The organism is Streptomyces sp. NPDC005648 (genome assembly GCF_040605395.1).
GTDB lineage: Bacteria > Actinomycetota > Actinomycetes > Streptomycetales > Streptomycetaceae > Streptomyces.
The window spans coordinates 52,858-75,657 of the sequence record NZ_JBEXCS010000026.1; the positions used below are offsets into that span (position 1 = coordinate 52,858).

18 protein-coding genes are annotated in these 22,800 nt (G+C 71.3%); 7 read left to right on the forward strand and 11 right to left on the reverse strand.

Annotated elements, in window-relative coordinates; genetic code table 11:
• Positions 1–73: 73 nt before the first annotated feature.
• The gene (locus tag ABZT17_RS17510) at positions 74–1,084 is read left to right on the forward strand and encodes a DUF916 domain-containing protein (RefSeq protein ID WP_356349610.1); all 1,011 of its coding nucleotides are present in this window, start codon (positions 74–76) and stop codon (positions 1,082–1,084) included.
• Here the strand turns inward: ABZT17_RS17510 and ABZT17_RS17515 are convergent.
• Both ABZT17_RS17515 and ABZT17_RS17520 read right to left on the reverse strand, forming a co-directional pair.
• Complete coding sequence (locus ABZT17_RS17515; RefSeq protein ID WP_356349612.1) at positions 978–1,316, reverse strand: P-II family nitrogen regulator; 339 nt, start codon at positions 1,314–1,316, stop codon at positions 978–980. The genes ABZT17_RS17510 and ABZT17_RS17515 overlap by 107 nt on opposite strands.
• A complete protein-coding gene (locus tag ABZT17_RS17520) occupies positions 1,313–2,638 on the reverse strand; it encodes an ammonium transporter (protein WP_356349614.1) in 1,326 nt (441 codons plus the stop codon). Before ABZT17_RS17520 ends, ABZT17_RS17515 begins: the two co-directional genes overlap by 4 nt.
• Before the next feature lie 141 nt (positions 2,639–2,779).
• Between ABZT17_RS17520 and era the strand changes: the two genes are divergently transcribed.
• Complete coding sequence (era, locus tag ABZT17_RS17525; protein WP_356349617.1) at positions 2,780–3,742, forward strand: GTPase Era; 963 nt, start codon at positions 2,780–2,782, stop codon at positions 3,740–3,742.
• Here era and ABZT17_RS17530 read toward each other — a convergent pair.
• Complete coding sequence (locus ABZT17_RS17530) at positions 3,739–4,593, reverse strand: helix-turn-helix transcriptional regulator (RefSeq protein WP_356349619.1); 855 nt, start codon at positions 4,591–4,593, stop codon at positions 3,739–3,741. The two genes, era and ABZT17_RS17530, sit on opposite strands and share 4 nt — an antisense overlap.
• A gap of 133 nt (positions 4,594–4,726) precedes the next feature.
• Between ABZT17_RS17530 and ABZT17_RS17535 the strand changes: the two genes are divergently transcribed.
• Positions 4,727–5,584, forward strand: coding sequence for an NAD(P)-dependent oxidoreductase (locus tag ABZT17_RS17535; RefSeq protein ID WP_356349622.1), 858 nt, complete (start codon positions 4,727–4,729; stop codon positions 5,582–5,584).
• 46 nt (positions 5,585–5,630) lie between these two features.
• Here ABZT17_RS17535 and ABZT17_RS17540 read toward each other — a convergent pair whose 3' ends face one another.
• The 4 genes from ABZT17_RS17540 to ABZT17_RS17555 all read right to left on the reverse strand — a co-directional run bounded on the left by ABZT17_RS17540 (position 5,631) and on the right by ABZT17_RS17555 (position 9,618).
• Positions 5,631–6,890: an MFS transporter gene (locus ABZT17_RS17540; protein WP_356349624.1), complete on the reverse strand. Its 1,260-nt coding sequence runs from the start codon at positions 6,888–6,890 to the stop codon at positions 5,631–5,633.
• The gene (locus ABZT17_RS17545; RefSeq protein WP_356349627.1) at positions 6,887–8,188 is read right to left on the reverse strand and encodes a GH1 family beta-glucosidase; all 1,302 of its coding nucleotides are present in this window, start codon (positions 8,186–8,188) and stop codon (positions 6,887–6,889) included. Before ABZT17_RS17545 ends, ABZT17_RS17540 begins: the two co-directional genes overlap by 4 nt.
• A 68-nt stretch (positions 8,189–8,256) precedes the next feature.
• Positions 8,257–8,523, reverse strand: a complete 267-nt coding sequence (locus tag ABZT17_RS17550; RefSeq protein WP_356349629.1) for a protealysin inhibitor emfourin — start codon at positions 8,521–8,523, stop codon at positions 8,257–8,259.
• A 21-nt stretch (positions 8,524–8,544) separates the two neighbouring features.
• The gene (locus ABZT17_RS17555) at positions 8,545–9,618 is read right to left on the reverse strand and encodes a M4 family metallopeptidase (protein WP_356349632.1); all 1,074 of its coding nucleotides are present in this window, start codon (positions 9,616–9,618) and stop codon (positions 8,545–8,547) included.
• A gap of 319 nt (positions 9,619–9,937) precedes the next feature.
• On the opposite strand from ABZT17_RS17555, the gene leuA reads away from it, so the two are divergent.
• The 4 genes from leuA to ABZT17_RS17575 all read left to right on the forward strand — a co-directional run bounded on the left by leuA (position 9,938) and on the right by ABZT17_RS17575 (position 17,931).
• Positions 9,938–11,659 (forward strand): 2-isopropylmalate synthase, encoded by a 1,722-nt coding sequence (leuA, locus tag ABZT17_RS17560; protein WP_356349635.1) that lies wholly within the window; start codon positions 9,938–9,940, stop codon positions 11,657–11,659.
• A 185-nt stretch (positions 11,660–11,844) separates the two neighbouring features.
• Positions 11,845–12,540: a TerB family tellurite resistance protein gene (locus ABZT17_RS17565; protein ID WP_356349638.1), complete on the forward strand. Its 696-nt coding sequence runs from the start codon at positions 11,845–11,847 to the stop codon at positions 12,538–12,540.
• Positions 12,541–12,656: 116 nt separating this feature from the next.
• A complete protein-coding gene (locus ABZT17_RS17570; protein ID WP_356349640.1) occupies positions 12,657–16,580 on the forward strand; it encodes a tetratricopeptide repeat protein in 3,924 nt (1,307 codons plus the stop codon).
• A gap of 166 nt (positions 16,581–16,746) precedes the next feature.
• Positions 16,747–17,931 (forward strand): sialidase family protein, encoded by a 1,185-nt coding sequence (locus ABZT17_RS17575; RefSeq protein ID WP_356349643.1) that lies wholly within the window; start codon positions 16,747–16,749, stop codon positions 17,929–17,931.
• On the opposite strand, the gene ABZT17_RS17580 is transcribed toward ABZT17_RS17575, so the two are convergent.
• From ABZT17_RS17580 to ABZT17_RS17595, 4 genes are read right to left on the reverse strand one after another with little or no spacing between them, the layout of a single operon-like run.
• On the reverse strand, positions 17,928–18,854 hold the full coding sequence (locus ABZT17_RS17580; RefSeq protein ID WP_356349645.1) for a dihydrodipicolinate synthase family protein: 927 nt from the start codon (positions 18,852–18,854) through the stop codon (positions 17,928–17,930). The genes ABZT17_RS17575 and ABZT17_RS17580 overlap by 4 nt on opposite strands.
• Entirely contained in the window at positions 18,854–19,870 is a 1,017-nt protein-coding gene (locus tag ABZT17_RS17585; protein ID WP_356349648.1) for an ABC transporter ATP-binding protein, read from the reverse strand. Before ABZT17_RS17585 ends, ABZT17_RS17580 begins: the two co-directional genes overlap by 1 nt.
• The gene (locus tag ABZT17_RS17590; protein ID WP_356349650.1) at positions 19,867–21,840 is read right to left on the reverse strand and encodes a dipeptide/oligopeptide/nickel ABC transporter permease/ATP-binding protein; all 1,974 of its coding nucleotides are present in this window, start codon (positions 21,838–21,840) and stop codon (positions 19,867–19,869) included. Before ABZT17_RS17590 ends, ABZT17_RS17585 begins: the two co-directional genes overlap by 4 nt.
• Positions 21,837–22,796 (reverse strand): ABC transporter permease, encoded by a 960-nt coding sequence (locus ABZT17_RS17595; protein ID WP_356349652.1) that lies wholly within the window; start codon positions 22,794–22,796, stop codon positions 21,837–21,839. Before ABZT17_RS17595 ends, ABZT17_RS17590 begins: the two co-directional genes overlap by 4 nt.
• Positions 22,797–22,800: the final 4 nt, after the last annotated feature.

Consider the following 22,800-nt stretch of genomic DNA (forward strand, 5'->3'; position numbering starts at 1 on the left):
CCGCACCCGCCCGTCCGCCCGTACCGTCGAAGTCCGCGAAGTCCGTGGGGGGTCCGCACCCATGAGAAGACCCATGCGCAAGCTGTCCGTACTCCTTCTGACCCTGCTGCTCACCGGCCTCACCGCACCCGCACGCGCCGCCGACAACGGCAGCTGGTCCGTCTACCCGCTCGCCTCCAGGATCGCCGCCCGCCCGTACTTCTACCTCTCCGCCGACCCGGGGACGACCATCCGGGACAAGGTGGTCGTCGCCAACAAGACCGCGAAGCCCCTGACCTTCCGTCTCTACGCCGCCGACGCCTACAACACCCCGCGCGACGGCGGATTCGCCGTGCGGACGGTGGCGGAGCGGCAGCGGGGCGTGGGTGCCTGGGCGAAGCCCGCGAAGTCCCGGGTGACCGTCCCGCCGCACGGCAAGGTCACCGTGCCCTTCACCCTGCGTGTGCCCAAGGGCGCCGAACCCGGCGACCACCCGGGCGCGTTGGTCGCCCTCGACGAACGGATCGACAAGGGCGACGGTTCACTGGCGCTCGGTGTGCGGCGGGCCGTGGCCGCCCGTGTCTACCTCCGGGTCGGCGGCCCGACGCTTCCCGCGATCTCCGTGGAGAACGTCCACCTCGTCCACCACCAGCCCCTCGTCCCGGGCTTCGGCGACAGCACGGCGACGATCTCCTACACCCTCCACAACACCGGCAACGTCACCCTGAACCCCAAGGTGGAACTGCGCGCGGAGGGTCTGTTCGGGCGTACGCTCCTCAGCCGCGACCTGTCGAGGATCCCCTCCGAACTCCTTCCCGGCCAGCGTGTCCATCTCACCGAGCTGTGGCACGGGGCGCCCCAACTCGACTGGGGAGACGTCAAGTTGACGGCCAGCGCGCAGGACACCCGCGAGTCGGCGAGCGCGTCATTCCTCGCCCTGCCGTGGGCGGCGGCGCTGGTGCTGCTGGCGGTGGCGGTCCTGGCAGTGGTCCTGGTGCTCAGAGCGCGTCGGGACCGCGCTCGCCCGTCCGAACCCGTACGACCGTCTCGACCGGCAGTGCCCACACCTTCCCGTCCCCGATCTTCCCCGTCTGCGCGGCCTTGACGATCGCGTCGATGACGGCGTCGGAGTCGGCGTCGTCGACGACGACCTCGATCCGGACCTTGGGCACGAGGTCGACCTGGTACTCGGCGCCGCGGTACACCTCGGTGTGGCCGCGCTGGCGGCCGTAGCCGCTGGCCTCGGTCACGGTCAGGCCGTGCACGCCGATCTCCTGCAGGGCCGTCTTCACCTCGTCGAGGCGGTAGGGCTTGACGATCGCGGTGATGAGCTTCATGCCTGGGAGTTGACCTTCTGCGCGGAGGGGACGACGGAGGAGCTGACCGGGGCGCCGTGCCCCAGGACGCCGTGATCGTATGCCGTCTCGGCGTGCACCGTAAGGTCCAGGCCGGTGTGCTCGTGCTCCTCGTCCGCACGGAAGCCCATCGCCTTGTCGATCAGCTTGCCGAGGGCGTAGGTCATCAGGAACGCGTACGCCGCCACGACGACCACGGCCACCGCCTGCTTGCCGAGCTGGGCCAGTCCGCCGCCGTAGAGGAGGCCCTCGGGGCCGCCGGTCATCGACTCGACGGCGAAGACGCCGATCAGGAGCGTGCCGATGACTCCGCCGACCAGGTGCACTCCGACGACGTCGAGGGAGTCGTCGTAGTTCAGCCGGAACTTCCAGCTGACGGCGTACGAGCAGACGACACCGGCGGCGAGGCCGACGACCAGCGCGCCGAGCAGGGAGACGGTGCCGCAGGACGGGGTGATCGCGACCAGGCCGGCGACCGCGCCGGACGCGGCACCCAGGGTGGTGGGGTGGCCGTCGCGCCTCTGCTCGACGAAGAGCCAGCCGAGCAGGCCGGTGCAGCCGGCGGCGAGGGTGTTGAGGAAGGCCGCGGCGGCCAGGCCGTTGGCGCCCAGCGCCGAGCCCGCGTTGAAGCCGAACCAGCCGAACCAGAGGAGACCGGCGCCCAGCATCACCATGGGGAGGTTGTGCGGGCGCATGGCGTCCTTCTTGAACCCGAGGCGCGGGCCCAGGACCAGGCAGAGAGCCAGCCCCGAGGCGCCGGAGGTGATTTCCACGGGCAGACCGCCCGCGAAGTCGAGGGCGCCGAGCCGGTCGAGGATCCAGCCGCCGGGGCCCCAGACCCAGTGTGCGACGGGAACGTATACGAGCAGTGCCCAGACCGGGACGAAGACCAGCCAGGCGCCGAACTTCGCGCGGTCCGCGATCGCGCCGCTGATCAGGGCCGCCGTGATGATCGCGAAGGTGAGCTGGAAGGTGGCGAAGAGCAGGGTCGGGACGGTGCCGTGCAGGCTGTCCGGGCCGAGGCCGGCCATTCCGGCGTGCTCCAGGCCGCCGATCAGACCTCTGGCCGGGCCGCCGCCGATGTCGTCGCCGAACGCGAGGGAGTAGCCGCCGGCCAGCCAGACCACCGTGACCAGGGCGATCGACACGAAGCTCATCATCAGCATGTTGAGGACGCTCTTCGTGCGGACCATGCCGCCGTAGAACAGCGCGAGGCCCGGGGTCATCAGCAGGACGAGGGCGGTGGCGGCGAGCAGCCAGGCGGTGTCGCCGGTGTCTGCGTGCGCGGCGGCGAAGGTCGTCACGTCGTCTCCAACGGGGTGGGGGCTCGTCAGAGGGTCACCGCCGCGCGTTTCCGGATGTGTACAGATGTGTTTCCGTGACGTTTCGTTGCGTGGGGGTTACCGAAACCTCACGGTGCGGCGGCGCTTGTGGGATCAGGGAGAATGGGGGGCATGAGCGTTCGTACCCAGTCATCCGAAGCCTCGGGCGAGTCCGTCCACCGAGCCGGCTTCGCCTGCTTCGTCGGTCGCCCCAACGCGGGCAAGTCCACCCTCACGAACGCTCTGGTCGGGCAGAAGGTGGCGATCACCGCGAACCAGCCGCAGACCACGCGGCACACGGTCCGGGGGATCGTGCACAGGGAGGACGCCCAGCTCATCCTGGTCGACACCCCTGGGCTGCACAAGCCGCGCACCCTGCTCGGGCAACGCCTGAACGACGTGGTCCGCACCACCTGGGCCGAGGTCGACGTGATCGGTTTCTGTCTGCCGGCGAACGAGAAGCTCGGTCCCGGTGACCGTTTCATCGCGAAGGAACTGGCGTCGATCAAGAAGACGCCGAAGATCGCGATCGTCACCAAGACCGACCTCGTCGACAGCAAGACGCTCGCCGAGCAGCTCATCGCGATCGACCAGCTCGGCAAGGAGCTGGGCTTCGAGTGGGCGGAGATCGTCCCGGTGTCGGCGGTCGGCGACCAGCAGGTGGGTCTGCTGGCCGACCTGATCGTCCCCCTCCTTCCCGAGGGCCCGGCGCTCTACCCCGAGGGCGACCTCACCGACGAGCCCGAGCAGATCATGATCGCCGAGCTGATCCGTGAGGCGGCGCTGGAGGGCGTCCGTGACGAGCTGCCGCACTCCATCGCGGTCGTCGTCGAGGAGATGCTCCCCCGCGAGGGCCGCCCCGCCGACCGGCCCCTCCTCGACATCCACGCCTTCGTCTACATCGAGCGCCCCAGCCAGAAGGGCATCATCATCGGCCCGCAGGGCCGGCGCCTGAAGGAGGTCGGCATCAAGTCCCGCAAGCAGATCGAGGCCCTGCTGGGCACTCCGGTGTTCCTGGACCTCCATGTGAAGGTGGCGAAGGACTGGCAACGGGACCCTCGCCAGCTGCGCAAGCTGGGGTTCTAAGGGGCCGTCTGGCTCGGGGACATGTTCTGGAGGCCCAGCACGCGGAGCAGTTGCAGCCGTTCGTGGGTCTGGGTGCCGGGGCGGGCTGTGTGGACTATCAGCAGGTGGTGGTGCTCGTGGCTGAGCATGACCTCGCAGTCCAGCTCCAGCAGACCCACCTGGGGATGCAGGAAGCGCTTGGTCGCGCGGTGCCGCAGGGACACCTCGTGCTCGTCCCAGAGGCGGGCGAACTCGCGGCTGGACGAACGGAGTTCGGCGACCAGTGCGGCCGGCTCCGGGTCGGCGGGGCGGGCGGCGGTCACCGCCCGCAGATTCGCCACATGGGAGCGCGCGTGCGGCGCGTGGTCCTCCTCCGGGAACAGGGAGCGGGCCGTCGGGTCCAGGAAGAAGCGCCGGACCAGGTTCCGCTCCCGTCGCGGCCGGGACATCACATCGCCGACCAGCGCCCTCGCCATCGCGTTCTGCGCCAGCACCTCCCCGCAGTCGTTCACCAGCTGGGCCGGGGTGTCGTACAGCCGGTCCAGGATCAGCAGCAGCCCCGGCCGTACATGGGCCGAGGCCGTCTCGCGGCGGGGCGGTTCCTCGCCGGCCAGATGGAACAGATGGTCGTGCTCGGCGGCGGTCAGCCGTAGCGCCCGCGCCAGCGCCGTGAGCATCTGGCGCGAGGGGCGCGGTCCCCGGGACTGCTCCATGCGCGTGTAGTAGTCCACCGACATGCCGGCCAGCTGAGCCACCTCCTCACGGCGCAGCCCCGGTGTACGGCGGCGCGCGCCGGGGGTGAGACCCACGTCCGCCGGGTCGAGGCGGGCCCGGCCGCGGCGCAGGAAGTCGGCGAGTTCGGCTCGGTTCACCCTTCCAGGGTGCGGGAGCGCGCCCGGCTTATCCAGGGTCTGCCGGTCCCCCGATCGACAGGTCTCTCCCGGTGGCCGCGGCCCCGCTGAAGGCTGGGCCGGGAAGAGACCGCGACAAGAGGGGAGCAGCACCATGCTGACATTGGTGACCGGTACGACGGGACAGGTGGGGCGGCGCTTCGTGCCGAGGCTGATCGCGCGCGGCGGGCCGGAGGAACGGGTCCGGGTGCTGGTGCGGGACGCGGAGCGCGGGGAGCCGTTCGCCGAGCGGGGCGCCGAGGTCGTCGTGGGGGATCTGCGGGACACGGAGGTCCTCGGCAAGGCGGTCGCGGGCGTGGACGCCGTCGTGAACGTGGCCGCCTCCTTCCGCGGGGTGCCCGACGAGGAGGCGTGGGCCGTCAACCGGGACGCGGCGGTGGAGCTGGGGCGGGCCGCGGTGGCTTCGGGGGTACGGCGGTTCGTGCAGGTCAGCACCGGGATGGTGTACGGCGTCGGGCGGGGCCGCCCGCTGGTCGAGGAGGACGAGAGCCGGCCCGGCGGCCAGATGTGGGGCGCCTACAACGAGTCGAAGGCGGCGGCTGAGCGGGAACTGCTCGCGCTGGGCGGAGGCACCGAGGTGCGCATCGGGCGGTTGCCCTTCGTCTACGGCGAGGGCGACCCCCATCTCGCCCAGGCCCTGAACTGGGCCCCGAACTGGGCGCCCCACCAGCGCCTCCACATGGCCCACCACGCCGACGTCGCCCAGGGGCTGCTACGGCTCCTGCACGCGCCGGCGGTGACCGGCCCCGTCTACAACATCGCGGACGACGCCCCGGTCACGACGGTCGAGCTGTACCAGCTGGGCGGCGCGGAGGTCCCCACGGAGTGGGCGACCACGACGGACCCCGACCCGTGGTTCGGCATCATGTCCACCGACCGCATCCGCCGGGACCTCGGCTTCCGCCCCTACTACCCGTCCGCGTGGGCGGCGAGGGACGCCGGAGCCCTCTGACGACAGCCCACCCGCGGACGGACGACAGCCCACCCCCGGGCAAACGTCAGTCCACCCCCCGGATCCGGCCCACCAGCACCGCTCCCGCCAGTCCGATCACCGCGGACACCAGATACAGCACCCGGTATCCGCCGAGGTACGTCACGATCGGGGCGGCGAGGGCGGGGGCCGCGACCTGGGGGAGGGCGTTGGCCACGTTGATGACGCCGAGGTCCTTGCCCCGGTCCAGGGCCTTCGGCAGCACGTCCGTCATCAGCGCGAAGTCGACCGAGGTGAACACCCCGAAGCCGATGCCCAGCACCGCGGCCGCGACGATCGCCCCGGGCCAGGTCTGCCAGGCGGCCAGCGCCGCCGTCGCCACCGCCATCAGCACCCCCGACCAGACCACGAAGGGCTTGCGCCGACCCACCCGGTCGGACCAGACACCGCCCACCACGACCGTGGCGAGCAGGGTCAGCCCGTTCACCGCGGTCAGGATCAGCACCCCCTGGTCGGGGTCGTGGTAGTGGAGCCGGTCGCGCAGGTAGTAGAGGAGGTAGAGGAGGACGAGGGCGTTGCTGAGGTTGATCAGGAACCGGGTCAGCCACGCCCACCCCAGGTCCGGATACCGCTTCGGACTCAGCCAGAACCCGGCGAGGAAGCCGCGCGAGGACCAGAGCGGCCGGTCCGCCGCCGACAGCCGCAGATCCGGATGGCGGAGCACATACGGCAGCACCCCCACCACGGTGAACACCGCGCACGCCACATACCCGGCCCCGATCCCGCCCGCCGCCGTGGCCAGCCCGGTCCCGCCGACCACGCCCAGGATCTGCGCCGCCCCCAACCAGCCGCCCACCGAGCCCCGTTGAAGCCGTGGCACCCGGTCCGGCACGGCGGCGGTGACCGCCGCGAAGGCCGCGTTCAGGGTGAGCTGGACCAGACACCAGCCCAGCGTCATGGTCCACAGTCCGCCCGCGCCCGCGAGCAGCAGCAACGACAGCGCCCCGCCGGCCGCCCCGGCCACGATCCACGGCGTACGGCGGCCCCAGCGCGCGGTCGTCCGGTCCGACAGCGCGCCGAAGAGCGGGTTGGCGACCAGCGAGACCAGCGCGCCGATGCCCGTGACCCAGGCCAGCATCGTCTCCTTGGACATGCCGGAGCCGGGCGCGAAGTCCTTGGCCTGCGAGGCCAGCAGAATCTGCAGGGGGCCGAACCAGCCCACCCAGATGGCCCCGTTGGCGAGTGACAGGGACGCCGTCCAGCCGCGCCCGACCCGTTCGACGGGCTCGGCGAGCGCCGCCGACGGGTCCTTCAGGGGCGCCGTCATCTCTGCGCCCGCAACAGCTCCCGGTACCAGCCGTACGACGACTTCGGTGTCCGGGTCTGCGTCTCGAAGTCCACGTGCACCAGCCCGAACCGCCGCTCGTACCCCTCCGCCCACTCGAAGTTGTCCAGCAGCGACCACACGAAGTACCCGCGTACGTCCACACCGGCCTCCAACGCCCCGTGCAGGGCGCGGACATGGCCGTCCAGGTAGGTGATCCGGTCCTGGTCGTCGATGCCGGGGTAGCTGCAGCCGTTCTCGGTGATGACGACGGGCGGGAGCCGGTCGCCGTAGCGCTCGCGGAAGGTGGTGAGGAGCTCCGTCAAGCCCGAGGGGACCACCGGCCAGCCGAAGTCGGTCACCGGGACGCCTTCGATCTGCCGTACGGAGAAGGGGAGTTCGGCCGGGATGGTGAGTCCGCCGAACTCGATGTCCTCGCCCTGCGGGGCGCCCACGCGGGTCGGCGCGTAGTAGTTGACGCCGTACCAGTCGAGGGGTTCGGCGATGACCTTCAGGTCGGCCTCGACGTCCCCCGGCATCAACTCGCCGAGGCCCTCGGGGTATTGGCCGAGCAGCAGCGGGTCGGCGAACAGGCGGTTCAGCAGCAGGTCGTAGAAGCCGGCCGCCTCCACGTCCGCGGGCTCCTCCGACGCCGGCCAGGTCGGACCGTGCGAGTTGGCGATCCCGATGTCCGCGGCGCCGGCCGCGCGCAGGGCCCGTACGGCGAGACCGTGGGCGAGGAGCTGGTGGTGGGCGACGGGCAGCGCGTCGAAGAGCAGCTGCTTGCCGGGCGCGTGGGCGCCCAGCGCGTGGCCCAACAGGGTGTGCTCGGCGGGCTCGTTGAGGGTGATCCACTTCTTCACCCGGTCGCCGAGCCGCTCGGCGACGACCGACACGTACTCGGCGAACCGGGAGGCGGTGTCCCGCTCCAGCCAGTCCAGTGTGACCGGCAGGTCCCAGTGGAAGAGGGTGGGCACCGGGCGCACGCCCGCCGTGAGCAGCTCGTCGACGAGACGGTCGTAGAAGTCGAGCCCCTTGGGGGAGTTCACCCTCGGCCAGGAGAGGGAGAAGCGGTACGCGTCCACGCCCAGGTCGGCCAGGAGGGCCACGTCCTCGCGGTAGCGGTGGTAGTGGTCGCAGGCCACCGCGGCGGTGGAGCCGTCCTTCACCCGTCCCGGCTCGGCCGTGAAGGTGTCCCAGACGGACGGCTCGCGCTCGTCCGCCGCGCCCTCGATCTGGTGGGCCGAGGTGGAGACACCCCACAGGAAGCCGGCCGGGAACTGAGGTATCGGGTTCGTCATGCGCGGATCATCCTTACCCACCAGTAAGGAAGTCAACGCCTGTGCGTGAACGACCTGTTACGCCGGTCCTACGCCCCTTCCCTCAGCACTCTGGAGATCAGCGTCCGCTGCTCCTCGGTGAGCCGGGGGTCGGCCGCGTACACCGTCCTTCCGTCGACGGTGATCTCGTAGTGGAACCCGTCGGGGACCCCGGCGGAGGGTGTGCCCCGGCCGCCGGCGACCGCCTGCTCGGCCAGGGTCCGCCACTCGTGGGCATCGGGCCGCCCCGAGGTGTCCACCTCGGCCTGCCGCTCGATGCCCGCGAAACCGCCCGTGCGCCGCACTCGAATACGCATGGGTGACTGTCTAGTACGGAACTACGACGTCCGCACCCCGACCTGCTCCCAGGCCTTGAGCACCGCCTGGAGTTCCTCGCCGTCCTGGTAGCGGGCCTTGGCCGCCGCCACGGTGAGCGCCGCGAAGTCCGCGAACAGGGCGTCCTTCTTGAGGGTGCCGCCGGTCAGGACGTCGTACCAGATCTGGCCGGCCTTCTCCCAGGCGTTGCCGCCGAGGGCGTTCGCGACCAGGTAGAAGGCGTGGTTGGGGATGCCGGAGTTGATGTGGACGCCGCCGTTGTCGCGGCCGGTGCGGACGAAGGCGTCCATGGTCGCCGGCTGCGGGTCCTTGCCGAGGACGTCGTCGTCGTACGCCGTGCCCGGGGCCTTCATGGAGCGCAGCGCCGAGCCGGTGACGCGCGGGGCGAGCAGACCGGCGCCGATCAGCCAGTCGGCCTCGGCGGCGGTCTGGCCGAGCGTGTACTGCTTGATGAGCGTGCCGAAGACATCGGACAGCGACTCGTTGAGGGCGCCCGGCTGGCCGAAGTAGGTCAGGTTCGCCGTGTACTGGGTGACGCCGTGGGTGAGTTCGTGGCCGATGACGTCGATCGGGATGGTGAAGTCGAGGAAGATCTCCCCGTCCCCGTCGCCGAACACCATCTGCTCGCCGTTCCAGAAGGCGTTGTTGTAGTTCCTGTCGTAGTGGACGCTCGCGTTGAGCGGGAGGCCCTCGCCGTCGATCGAGTGGCGCCCGTAGGCCTTCAGATACAGCTCGAAGGTGGCGCCGAGGCCCGCGTAGGCGCGGTTGACGGTGGCGTCCTTGCCCGGTGCGGAGCCCTCGGCGCGGACCTTCTTGCCGGGCAGGTCGGTGCCGTGCTTGGCGTCGTAGAGGGTGCGGTGCGGCTGGTCGGAGGCGGCGCCGGCGGGCGCGGCGACGGCGGGCGCGCCGATGACCGTCGTCAGACGGCGGTGGGTGCGCTCGAAGGCGTCCCGCTCCAGGGTGCGGCGGGCGGGATCGGCGAGCGCCGGGTCCTCGTGCTGGGCCAGCTTGTCGAGGATGTGCGGCGGTACGACGGTGCAGAAGACGGGCTCGAAGCCCCCGTTGGTCTTCGTCATGCCCGGCACCCTTGCACTGAGTCATTCCGGTGTCACTACCCGCAACCATGATTGGTGAAATATCGGGACAGCGTTGTGCACGCTCCGTGACGAAGTGGTATGGAGCACTTTTTGTCCCTTTCGTCCGCCGGGTCCCGCATACTGATACGGCGCCCCGCGCCCGGAGAGGCTCCGCTAGCATGCTTCGCATCATGCGTTTCGGGCTGCTTCTTCTTAGCTGCCGCGGCGAGGGCCTGTAGTCCAGGTCGACTCCCTCCCCGCGGAGCTTCGCGTTGCGTCGTCGGCCGTCCTTCAGGACACCAAGAGGAGCCCCGCAATCATGGCGAACCGCCAGCAGCCCAGCACCATGCCGATCCACAAGTACGGCCGGTACGAGCAGGTCGACATCTCCGACCGCACCTGGCCGGACAACCGGATCACCGTCGCCCCCCGCTGGCTCTCCACCGACCTGCGCGACGGCAACCAGTCCCTGATCGACCCGATGTCGCCCGAGCGCAAGCGCCGGATGTTCGACCAGCTGGTGAAGATGGGCTACAAGGAGATCGAGGTCGGCTTCCCGGCGTCGGGCCAGACGGACTTCGACTTCGTACGGTCGATCATCGAGGAGCCCGGGGTCATTCCCGACGACGTCACCATCTCCGTGCTGACCCAGGCCCGCGAGGACCTGATCGAGCGGACCGTGGAGTCGCTGAAGGGCGCCAAGCGGGCCACCGTCCACCTGTACAACGCGACCGCCCCGGTCTTCCGCCGGGTCGTCTTCCGCGGCTCCAAGGACGACATCAAGCAGATCGCCGTCGACGGCACGCGCCTGGTGATGGAGTACGCCGAGAAACTGCTGGGCCCGGAGACGGAGTTCGGCTACCAGTACAGCCCCGAGATCTTCACCGACACCGAGCTGGACTTCGCGCTGGAGGTCTGTGAGGCGGTGATGGACGTCTACCAGCCGGGTCCGGGCCGCGAGATCATCCTCAACCTGCCCGCCACCGTGGAGCGTTCGACCCCTTCCACGCACGCGGACCGCTTCGAGTGGATGCACCGCAACCTGTCGCGCCGTGAGCACGTGGTGCTGTCGATCCACCCGCACAACGACCGCGGTACCGCCGTCGCCGCCGCCGAGCTGGCCCTGATGGCCGGCGCCGACCGCGTCGAGGGCTGTCTGTTCGGGCAGGGCGAGCGCACCGGCAACGTCGACCTGGTCACCCTGGGCATGAACCTGTTCTCCCAGGGCGTCGACCCGCAGATCGACTTCTCCGACATCGACGAGATCCGTCGTACGTGGGAGTACTGCAACCAGATGGAGGTCCACCCGCGCCACCCGTACGTGGGCGACCTGGTCTACACGTCCTTCTCCGGCTCCCACCAGGACGCCATCAAGAAGGGCTTCGACGCGATGGAGGCCGACGCGGCCGCCAAGGGCGTGACGGTCGACGACCTCGAGTGGGCCGTCCCCTACCTGCCGATCGACCCGAAGGACGTCGGCCGCTCCTACGAGGCCGTCATCCGCGTCAACTCGCAGTCCGGCAAGGGCGGGATCGCGTACGTCCTGAAGAACGACCACAAGCTGGACCTGCCCCGCCGGATGCAGATCGAGTTCTCGAAGATCATCCAGGCGAAGACGGACGCCGAGGGCGGCGAGGTCACCGGCTCCGACATCTGGGCCGTCTTCCAGGACGAGTACCTGCCCAACCCCGAGAACCCGTGGGGCCGTATCCAGGTCAGGAACGGCCAGTCGACGACCGACACCGACGGCGTGGACACCCTGCGGGTCGAGGCGGTCGTCGACGGCGAGGAGACCGTCCTCACCGGCTCCGGCAACGGCCCCATCTCCGCCTTCTTCGACGCGCTGGCCGCCGTCGGCGTCGACGCCCGCCTGCTGGACTACCAGGAGCACACGATGAGCGAGGGCGCCTCCGCGCAGGCCGCCTCGTACATCGAATGCGTGATCGACGACAAGGTCCTGTGGGGAATCGGCATCGACGCGAACACGACGCGTGCTTCCCTGAAGGCGGTCGTCTCCGCGGTGAACCGCGCGGCGCGGTAACCCGTCTGACCGGCGGTTTCGGGGCCTTGAGCGCGCTATACGGCGATCAAGGCCCCGCCTCTTTTCGGCCACCTGTTCGTGGAGGTCACGGAAAGGTCTCGTCCAGGGTGCTGACTACGCCTCACCGATGTGGCTAACATCACGGACACCGCTGCGATGTTGCCGCGGTGTTAAGGAGGTGCGACGTGCTGCCAGTACGGGGACGAAACGGCCGAGCCGCCAGGCCCGCGCGCTTCCTGGGCACCCGCACCGCGTGGACGCCCGTGGGGGACGGCGAGTTCTTCTGCCCGGGCTGCGGAGGCGACCGCAACTACCAGCGGCTGACCGGCCGCCGCCGCTTCACCCTCCTCGGCGTCCCGGTCCTGCCCCGCGGCGAGACCGGACCCGTCGTCGAATGCGCCGCCTGCCGCCGCCACTTCGGCACCGACGCCCTCGACCACCCCACCACCACCCGCTTCTCCGCGATGCTCCGCGACGCCGTCCACACGGTCGCCCTGGCGGTCCTCGCCGCGGGCGGCACCTGTTCCCGTACCTCGCTGGAAGCCGCCGGGACCACGGTCCGCGCCGCCGGCTTCGACGACTGCACGGAGGAACAGCTGGAGGCGCTGGTCGAGGCGCTGGCCGCCGACACCGGCCGGGTCTACGGCCAGTCCTGCGGGGCCGGACTGGCCATAGAGCTGCACGAGGCCCTCGACCCCCTCGCCCCGCACCTCGCCCCGGCCGGCCGCGAATCGATCCTTCTCCAGGGGGCCCGCATCGCCCTTGCCGACGGCCCGTACACCCCCGCCGAACGGGACGTCCTGAGCACGGTCGGCGCCGCCCTGACGATCTGCTCGGACGACGTGACCAGGCTGCTGGCGGCGGCACGTACACCGTCCTGAGCCACCTGGCGCGTCTGTCTTCCTGCGCGTCTTCCTGAGAGAGCTGTCCTGAGGACCTTTCTCAAGGAACCTCCCCTGCCGCACAATCGTCCCGTGCGCCGAAGGGGGGACGGGGGATGCGGCCGGGAGTGCGCTGGGTGGTGGCCATCCTGCTCGCCCTGGTCGGGTTCGGGACCACATTCATGGTCTTCTACGGCGCCGCGCTGCCGTTCACCCCGCCGGACGACGGTGACCGGGCCTCGGTCGGCATCGCGGCCGGTGGCGTGGTCGCCGCCGCGATCGCCGCGTGGACGAACTGGTACACCGCCGATCGCTCCGCACCCGCCCCGGTCCGTGTCGAGCTGGCCCACTCCACCGCCTCCGCGAACGGTCACGCCATCGAGCCCACGGCGACGCTCGTACGCATGGGCGAGCTGCCCCGCCGTCCGGTCGGCTTCCAGCCGCGTGACGACCTCGTCGCGGAACTCGCCCGCACCGCGGCCGACCACCGCCTCGCCGTCGTCCGCACGGTGACCGGGACAAGGGGCGTGGGCAAGACGCAGCTAGCCGCCGCGTACGCCCGCTCCAGGATCGAGGACGACTGGCCGGTGGTCGCCTGGTTCAACGGGGAGACCCGCGGCCAGTTGGTGTCGGGCCTCGCCGAACTGGCGGCCCACCTCGGGGTGCGGGAGCCGGGCGAGGATGCCGAGGCCTCTGCGCGCGCCGCGCTCATCTGGATCGGACGCACCGACGAGCGGTGTCTGCTGGTCGTGGACAACGCCATGGATCCGGACGAGGTCGACGGCTGGCTGCCCACGGCCGGTCGCGCCGAGGTGGTGGTGACCACCACGTCCCGGTCGTTCGGGAACATGGCCACGGGCGGCCAGGTGGATGTCGGCGTCTTCACCCCGGAGGAGGCGCTCGCCTTCCTGCGCGAGCGCACTGGGCTCGACGACCCGGAGGGGGCACGCAGACTCGCCGAGGAACTCGGCAGGCTCCCCGTCGCCCTCGCCCAGTCCGCGGCTGTCATCAAGAGCGAGCACATCGGGTACGACGGGTGTCTGGAGCGGCTGCGGACCATGCCGGTCGCGCGGTTGCTGGCCGCGGTGCCGGGGGAACGGTATCCACACCGGATGGCGGAGGCGGTGCTGCTGTCCGTGCAGCAGGCGGAGGGGCGGGACGGCAGTGGGCTGCTGCGGGTGCTGCTGGACGCGCTGGCCGTGCTGGCCCCTTCGGGGGTGCCGAGCGCGTTGCTCCAGACGGTGGCCGGGCGGGGGCGGCCGCATGTCGGCCGGGCCGACGTCGAGCGGGCCGTGGGGCTGTTGGTGGAGGCCTCACTGGCCACCCGGGTGGGCAGCGACAGCGTGGCCCTGCACCGGCTGACCCAGCGGGTGGTGCAGGACCGGGCGCGGACGGACGGAGCGCTGGCGGCGGTGGCGGGGGCGGTCGGGGAATGCCTCGAAGACGTGCTGACACCGTTGCGGGAGGCATGGGAGAGACGTGAGGAGGGCGACCAACTCGTCGGCCAGGTGGACGCCTTGTGGAGCGCGCTGGTCACCGACCTCGCCGTGCTGGGGGAGGAGTGCACCGGGCGACTCGCCCGCCTGCGTGGCTGGATGTCCCGGTATCTCTGCCGGGTCGGGGAGTCGGCGCGGGCGCTCGCCGTCGCCGAGGAGACTCTGTTCTGCATGGACACAGGGGTGCGGACGGAGTCGGCGGCTATGCTCACAGCATTGCGTGCGCTGGCCGAGATCCGGGAGTGGACAGGCCGCTCCGAGGGCGCCGTCGCTCCCCTCGACCGACTGCTCACTCTCCTGGAGAGGGCGAACGGCCCCGATAACGAGGAGACACTCGCCGTCCGCAGGAACCTGGCCAACGCACACCGCGCCGCAGGCCACTTCGACCTCGCGGTCTCCCTGTACGAGCACCTCGTCCAGGACGTCGGGAGACTCCGCGGCCCCGACCACGGCGACACGATCGAAGCACAGCGTGATCTGGCCCGAATGTACGGCGCGGCCGGACGGCTGACCGAGGCCGTCGAGCTCTCCGAGGCCGTCCGCGAACGACTGCTGCCGACGGCCGGGGCGGCACTGTCCCGGGACTCCGGCGGGCTCAGCCGGCTGGTCGACTTCTACGACTCGGCCGGACGCGCCGCCGAGGGCGCGGAACTGCTCCGCAGACTGCTGGCGGAACGGGAGTCGGAAGAGGACCCGGACCCGACGGAGACCGTCTGGCTCCGGACCCGCCTGGCCGAGAACTGCATGTCGGCAGGGATGCACGACGAGGCGCTGGAGGTCGCCCGCCGTGCCCTGACCGACGGGGAACGGCTGTTCGCCGACGAGCCGAGGCACCTCACGACCGTACGGGAGACCTGGGCGAGTGCCCTGGGAGAGATGGAGCGGTACGACGAAGCCCTCGCCGTCTGCCACCGTAACGTCGACGACCTGACGGCCCTGCACGGCCCCGACCACCCCGGCGTCCTGGACGCGCGCCGCTGGGTGGTCCACATGCTGCGCAACGCGCTGCGGCACCAGGAGGCCCGCGGGCAGGCCGCCGAACTCCTTGAGGACTACACCCGGTTGCTGGGCCCGGACGACACGTCCACCCTGCTCGCACGCAGCGTCTACGCCGACACCTGTGAGGAGGCGGGACAGCATTCGGAGGCGGTCGAGGTCGCGCGCCGGGTCGTGCGGGAGGCGGAGCGGATCCGCGGGCCGGGCCACCCGTGGACGCTGGGCGCGCGTCTCGATCTGGTGGTCGCGCTGCGGGGCGCGCGTTCGTACGAGGAGGCCGAGGCCCTGATCCGGCGGACCCGCGGGGAGGCCGTGGACAGCCTGGGCGCCCGGCACGCGTTGGTCGCGCATGCCGATGAGCTGCTGGCTGACCTGCTGCTGCGAACGAACCGGGAACAGGAGGCCCGAGCACTGAGGGAACGGTCGCTGGAGGAACGCCTCACTCGCCACCGCACCGACGACGACGCACCCTGGGCGGCCACCGTGCTCGCCGACACCGAGATCGACCTGGGCGACTACGACCGGGGCCTCGCCCGCTACCGGGAGGCGCTGACCACGCTGGAACGGCGGCACGGCCCCGACCACCGCTACACGATCGTCGTACGGCGACGCATGGCAAGCGCGTACGCCAGAGCCTGCCGCCTTCCGGAGTGGCTCGCCGCGATCACCCGGTCGGTCGACGACTACACGCGGTTCTACGGTCCGGACCACCCCTGGACCCTGTTCGCGCGGTCCGAGCAGGTCGACGCCGTCAGGCGGACTGGAAAGCGCCGGAAGGCGCTGCGGATGCGCCGCGCGCTGTACGCCGAGTTCGTCCGTGTCCTCGGGGCCGAGCACGTGAACACCATCTATGAGCTGGACGACCTGGCCGACGACTACCGGCAGGTCAACCGACGCGTCAAGGCACTCCGCATCCGCCGCCGGATACTCGCCCGGCACACGGCCAGGACGGGAGCGGACAGCCCGCACAGCCTCATCGCCCTGCGCAGACTCGGCGGCGCCTACTGGTCGGTGGGGCTCGTCTGGAAGTGCGCGGCGGTGCAGCGACGGCTGCTGGAGGAGATCCTCGAACGGTACGGCCCCGACCATCCGGACACCCTGGAGCAGCTGTGGTGGCGGGCCGGCAGCCTGCGGGCCACCGGCAGGATCCGGCAGTCCCTGGCCATGTACCGGGCCCGCGTCGAGGCCATGGAGAGGCTGTACGGCCCCGACCACAAGGCGACCCTCAACGCCCGCATCAACGAAGCCTGGGCCCTCCGCCTCACCGGCCGCGTCCGCAAGGCGGTCGCCGCCTACGCGTCGCTCGCCGCCGACAGCGCCCGCGTCCACGGCCCTGACCACCCCCTTACCTGGTACCGGCGGGTGAACCACGCCTACGCCGTCCTCTGGTCCCTCCACCCCCGCCGTGCCCTCGCCCTGCGCCACCCTCTCCTCGAAGACGGCCGCCGCATCCTCGGCGAGGACCACCCCGACATCCGTCGGACCAGCCGCCGGTTCGCCCTCCTCGCCCTCGCCACCGGTCATCTCCGCAATGCCCCCAGGGAGTGACCAGGCGGTCGAGCTGACCCGAGCCGAGCGGCCCGACCCGTGGTGATGGGCACCCGTCTCAACGAGGCCGAGTCGGGTGAAGCGCCGGGCGTCGGGTTGGTGACTTCGGGAAGCACGGGAAACATGTGACGGACAGGTGATTTCTGACGGTCCGTAAGGGAGACCGATGACCATCCTGAGCCGCACGCTTCTCGTCACCGCCGCACTCCTGGCCCCGCTCACCGTCACCCACCCGGCCGCAGCCGCCACCGGCTGCGCCTCCTCCGTCCCGTATGTCTCGGGTGAGGGGGGCTACGACACCTACCGCATCCCGGCCACCGTCACGACCCGGCGGGGCACGGTGCTGGCCTTCGCCGAGGGCCGCCACGACAGTGCCGCCGACTCCGGGCACATCGACGTCGTGCTGAGACGGTCGGAGGACGGCGGGTGCACCTGGGGCCCGTCGCGGGTGGTGGCCGTGGGGGAGGGGAACACCCGGGGCAATCCGGCGCCGGTGGTCGACCCGCGTACCGGTGCGATCGTCCTCGTGACGTCCTACAACAGCGGTGCCGTCACCGAGGCGCAGATCATGCGGGGGGAGGTGACACCGGAGCAGGGCCGACGGGTGTTCGTGCAGCGGAGCGTGGACGACGGGCGGCACTTCACGGTGCCGCGCGACATCACCGCCGAGGTGAAGCGGCCGGACTGGCGGTGGTACGCGACCGGCCCCGGACACGCGCTCGCGCTGACCCACGGCCCGCACACCGGACGGCTCGTGGTCCCCGCCGACCACTCCGCCGCCCCGCCGGCCGGCTCCTCCGACACCGGGCAGGAGGCCAGGTACTACGGCGCGCACGCCATCTACAGCGACGACGGCGGTGACACCTGGCACATCGGCTTCGTCGACGGCGCCCACGACGGGTACGCCAACCCCAACGAGTCGACGGCCGCCGAACTCCCCGACGGCCGCCTCTACTTCGGCTCCCGCGACCAGAACGGCACGAGCGTCGGCAATCGTCTCGACACCTGCTCCAGCGACGGCGCCGAGACCCTGGACCACCCCTACGTCGTCCAGTCCACCTTGAACGACGTCCCGGTGGTGGGGGGCAGCGTCCTCCAACTCCGGGCCCCTGAAGCCCCGTTGCTGTTCTCCGGCCCGTCCGTGCCGACGGTCCGCCAGGCCATGGCGATCTGGCGCAGCACGGACCGGGGCGCGACCTTCACCAAGGTGCTGACTCTCAGTCAGCAACGGGCGGCCTACTCGGACTTGGTGCAGGTCGGCTGGAACACGGTGGGGATCCTGTACGAGACCGGAGTCGCGGGCCCGTACGACACGATCGAGTTCCGCCGCCTGCCCACGGACACCTTCTAGAGGAGCCCCGCCGCGGCGAGGAACTTGCCGACCCGCTCGATCTCCTCCGACGACAGCGGCACCTGGGGTTCCGCCGTCGCCGGGCAGTCGATGATCCCGCGCAGGTGCAGCGCCGCCTTGAAGGCGCCCAGCGCCGACGAGCTGCCGCCCATCCGCGCGGGATCCCCGGCGCCCACCAGCTTGAACAGTGCGCACAGCCGCTCCTGTTCGGCCCGCGCCCGGTCCCGGTCCCCGGCCCGGCAGAGCCGGTCGAGGCGGACGTATCCGTGCGGGTCGACGTTGGCGAGCCCGGGCACGGCACCGTCGGCGCCGAGCGCGAGCGCCGAGTCGACGACCAGCTCCGACCCGGTGAGCACGCTGAAGCGGGGCAGCCCCCGCGCCCCGGTGACGACCTCCCGGAACCCGGCCAGGTCCCCGCTGGAGTCCTTGAGCCCGGCGAGCGTCCCGTCGGCCGCGAGCTCCAGCACCAGGTCGGTGGGCAGCTTGCTGTGCACGGCGACCGGAATGTCGTAGGCGATGACGGGGACCGGGGAGGCGGCGGCGATCAGCCGGAAGTGGCGGGCGATCTCGGCCGGGTGGGTGCGGGTGTAGAAGGGTGCGGTGACGACCACGGCGTCCGCGCCCGCCGCGGTGACGGACTCGACGTGGTCCAGCACGCGCGGGGTGGTCATGTCGATCGCCCCGGCGAGGACAGGCAGCTGCCCGCCCACATGACCCACCACCGACTCCACCACCAGCCTCCGCTGTCCGTCCCGCAGATACGCCGCCTCCGACGACGAGCCGAGCACGAACAGCGCGTGCACTCCGCCCTCCACCAGGTGGTCGACCAGCCTCAGCAGGGAGGGGACGTCCACCTCGCGATCCGGTGTCAGGGGCGTGCAGACGGGCGGGACGACACCGGTCAGCGGGGCGGGAAAGGGCATCAGGGCTCCCTGGGGGCGTTCTGGCGCACGAGGTCGTGGGTCGCCTCGTCCTCCTCCACAGGATGGTGGCAGCGGTAGCGGTGCGCCGCCGTCGACGCGGCCGAGAAACCGGGCATTTCCGCCGCACAGACCTGGTCCGCCTTCCAGCAGCGGGTGCGGAACGGGCAGCCGCTGGGCGGACGGGTCGCCGACGGGACGGGGCCGGTCAGGGGAATGGGGTCGACGGGGTTCAGCAGGCCGGGGGTCGCCGAGAAGAGGGCGCGGGTGTACGGGTGCCGGGCACGGTCGGTGACCTCGGCGGCCGGGGCCTCCTCGACGATCCGGCCCAGGTACATGGTGATCACCCGGTCGCTCATCCGCCGTACCGTCTGGATGTCGTGCGAGACGAACACCAGGGCCAGACCCAGGCGTTCCTTCAGATCGAGGAGGAGGTTGAGGATCTGGGCGCGGACCGAGACGTCCAGCGCGCTGGTCGGCTCGTCGGCCACCACGAGATCCGGGTCGAGCGCCAACGCCCGTGCGATCGCCACGCGTTGGCGCTGCCCTCCCGACAGCTGACCGGGCAGCGCGTCGGCGAGCGCGCGCGGCAGACCGACCAGGGACATCAACTCCCGCACCCGCTCCTCGCGTTGGGGCCTCGTCCCAAGGCCGTGCACATCCAGCGGATCGCGCAGGATCCGCCGCACCGGCAGCCGGCGGTTCAGGGCCGTCGACGGGTCCTGGAAGATCATGCCGGTGCTGCGGCCGACGGCCGCCCTGCGTTCGGCGGGCGGCATCGACCACAGGTCACGGTCCCGGAAGGACACCGTGCCGGCACTGGGCCGCTGGATGCCGACCAGCACCTTCGCCAGCGTCGACTTGCCGCATCCCGACTCACCGACGACACCGACCGTCTCGCCGGGGGCGACGGCGAGGTCGGCGCCGGTGAGGGCGTACACCCGGTCCCGGGTGAACAGACCGCCGCTGCGGGCCTTGTGGACCACGTGGGTGTCGGTCAGCTCGACGACGGCGTTCACTTCACGGCCTCCGAGGTGACGAGCTCGACCGCCGGGTGGTGACAGGCCGCGGTGTGGGTGGGTGTGCCGAGGAGGTCGGGAGGCGTGGTCCGGCAGAGTTCGGTGGCGAGTGGGCAGCGGTCGGCGAACCGGCAGCCCGCCGGGAAGTCCGCGGGGGCGGGGACGACACCCTTGATCTGCGTCATCCGTTCCTCGGCCGACTCCAGCGAGAGCACGCTGCCGAGCAGCCCGCGCGTGTAGTGGTGGGCCGGCGCCTCCACCAGGTCGGCCGTCACCCCCGTCTCCACGATCTGCCCGCCGTACATCACCACCACCCGGTCGGTGACATCGGCGACCAGCGCGAGGTCGTGCGAGACGAGGATCAGCGCGAACCCCAGCTCCTCGCGCAGCCGCAGCAGCAGTTCCATCACCTGGGCCTGCACGGTCACGTCCAGCGCGGTGGTCGGCTCGTCGGCGACGATCAGCTTCGGGTCACGGGACAGCGCCATGGCGATCAGGACGCGCTGGCGCTGGCCGCCGGAGAGTTCGTGCGGGTAGCTGCGCAGGGTGCGGTCGGGGTCGAGGCCGACGAGGGCGAGCAGTTCGGCGGGGCCGCGGCGCCCGCCACGCCGTACGAGCTGCTTGAGCTGGGCGCGGATGGTCATCGCCGGGTTCAGGGAGGACAGCGCGTCCTGGTGGACCATCGCCATCTCGTGCCCGAGCAGCCGACGCCGGACGCGCATGGGCTCGGCGAGCAAGTCCCGCTGATCGAAACGGACTTGGCCGCGAATCCGGGCGCCTCGTGGTTGCAGGCCCATGATGGTGAGCGCGGTGAGCGATTTCCCGCAGCCCGACTCCCCGACCAGGCCGAGCACTTCACCGGCCTGCACTTCGAAGCTGATGCCGTCCACGATGTCCACACCGCTGTGGCGCCCTTCGAAGCCGATGGCGAGGTTGTCGACGGCCAGTACCGGTTGGCGGCCCCGGGGGAGTGTGCGGGCCCCGGCACGGAGTCGTCGGGCTGCGGCTGCGAGACCGGGCAGCCGCAGCACCTCGCCGCTCCCCGGTTCCGGCGCCTCCAACCGGTCCTCCGCCTCCCGGACCGGTACCTCCCGGGCCGCCGGCGCGGCCCACGCGTCCGACACTCCCTCGGACAGGATGTTCAGCGCCAGGACGGTGACCAGGATCAGCAGGCCCGGGAAGACGGTCGCCCACCAACCCCCCGTCAGCACCATGTTCTTGCCGTCCGAGATGACACTGCCCCAGGACGGATCCGGCGGCCGCACCCCCGCCCCGATGAAGGAGAGCGACGCCTCGAACACGATCGCCTCGGCCACCTGCACCGTGCAGAACACCAGCACCGGCGCCGCACAGTTGACGGCGACGTGCCGCAGCACGATGTGCGGGGTCCGCGCCCCAATCACCCGCTCCGCCGTCACATAGTCCTCGCCGTACTGATCAAGCACGTTCGCCCGTACGACCCGTGCCACCGGCGGAGTGAACAGGAACGCGATCGCGCAGATCAGCACCGTGATCCCGCCACCGAAGACGGCGACGAGCACCGCCGCGAGCGCGATGCCGGGGAACGCCATCACCACGTCCAGACAGCGCATCAGCGTCTCGTCGACCGCCTTGCGGGAGGTCGCCGCGACCGCCCCGAGGAGCGCGCCGGCCATGAGCGCCAGCGCGGTCGCGCCGAGCCCGATCGCCAGCGACCACCGGGCCCCGTACATCAGCCGGCTCAGGATGTCCCGCCCGAGGCTGTCCTGCCCCATCCAGTGCTCGGCGGACGGATGCCCGGTGCCGTCCACGGGCGGCTGCTGGTCGAGCGGGTCGTGCGGGGCGAGCAGCGGGGCGAACAGGGCCGTCAGCACCACCACCGCCAGGAAGCACACGGCGATCTTCGACAGCGGCGGCAGCCGGCGCGGACCGCGCACTCGCGGCCCCGGCCGGGAGAGCCGCTCGGCGAGCTCCTTGCGGGTGAACGTCATGACGCCTCCCTGAGGCGCGGGTTGACCAGCAGGTACAGGACGTCGATGACGAGGTTGACGACGACGAACCCGGTCGCGGTCGTCAGGACGACACCCTGGACCACGGCCGGGTCGCCGTTCTGCACCGCGTCGATCATCAGCTTGCCCATGCCGGGCAGGGAGAAGATCGTCTCGATGACGACGGCGCCGCCGAGCAGGTAACCGACGCGCAGGCCCAGCACGGTCAGTGGGTTCATGAGGGCGTTGCGCAGGACGTTGCGGCCCACGACCACCCGGGGCGGCAGCCCGCTGCCGATCGCCGTACGGACGTAGTCCTTGTCCAGCTCCTCGACCACGGACGTCCTTACGACACGGGTGAGTTGGGCGGCCACCGGGAGCGACAGCGCGAGCGCGGGCAGTGTCATTGTCCTGAGCCAGCCGGTGAGGGAGTCGGCCGGGTTGATGTAGCCGCCGGTCGGGAACCAGCCCCGGTCGACCGCGAGGTACTGGATCATCAGCAGGGCCAGCCAGAAGCCGGGCGCGGCGACGCCGGTGAGGGAGACGACACGGATGACCTGGTCGGGCAGCCGGTCCCGGTAGATCGCCGCCGTCACCCCGCCCACCAGGGAGAGCACGACCGCGATCCCCAGGCCCAGGAAGGTGAGTTGGAGGGTCAGCGGAAGCGCGGTGGTGACCTGGTCGACGACCGGGGCACGGGTCAGGGCGCTGGTGCCCATGTCCCCGTGGAGCAGGGCGCCGACGAAGTGGACGTAGCGGACGGGCAGCGGGTCCAGCAGGCCGTTCCGCTCGCGGAAGTCGTGCAGTTGCCCGGGTGTCGGGTTCTGGCCCTGGAAGAACGCGGACGCCGGGTCGACGTCCGAGAACCGCATCACCAGGAACACGAACAGCACGATGCCGAGCATCAGCGGCACGAGCAGGGCGACACGGCGGAGCAGGATCCGGACGACGGCGGTCATGCGG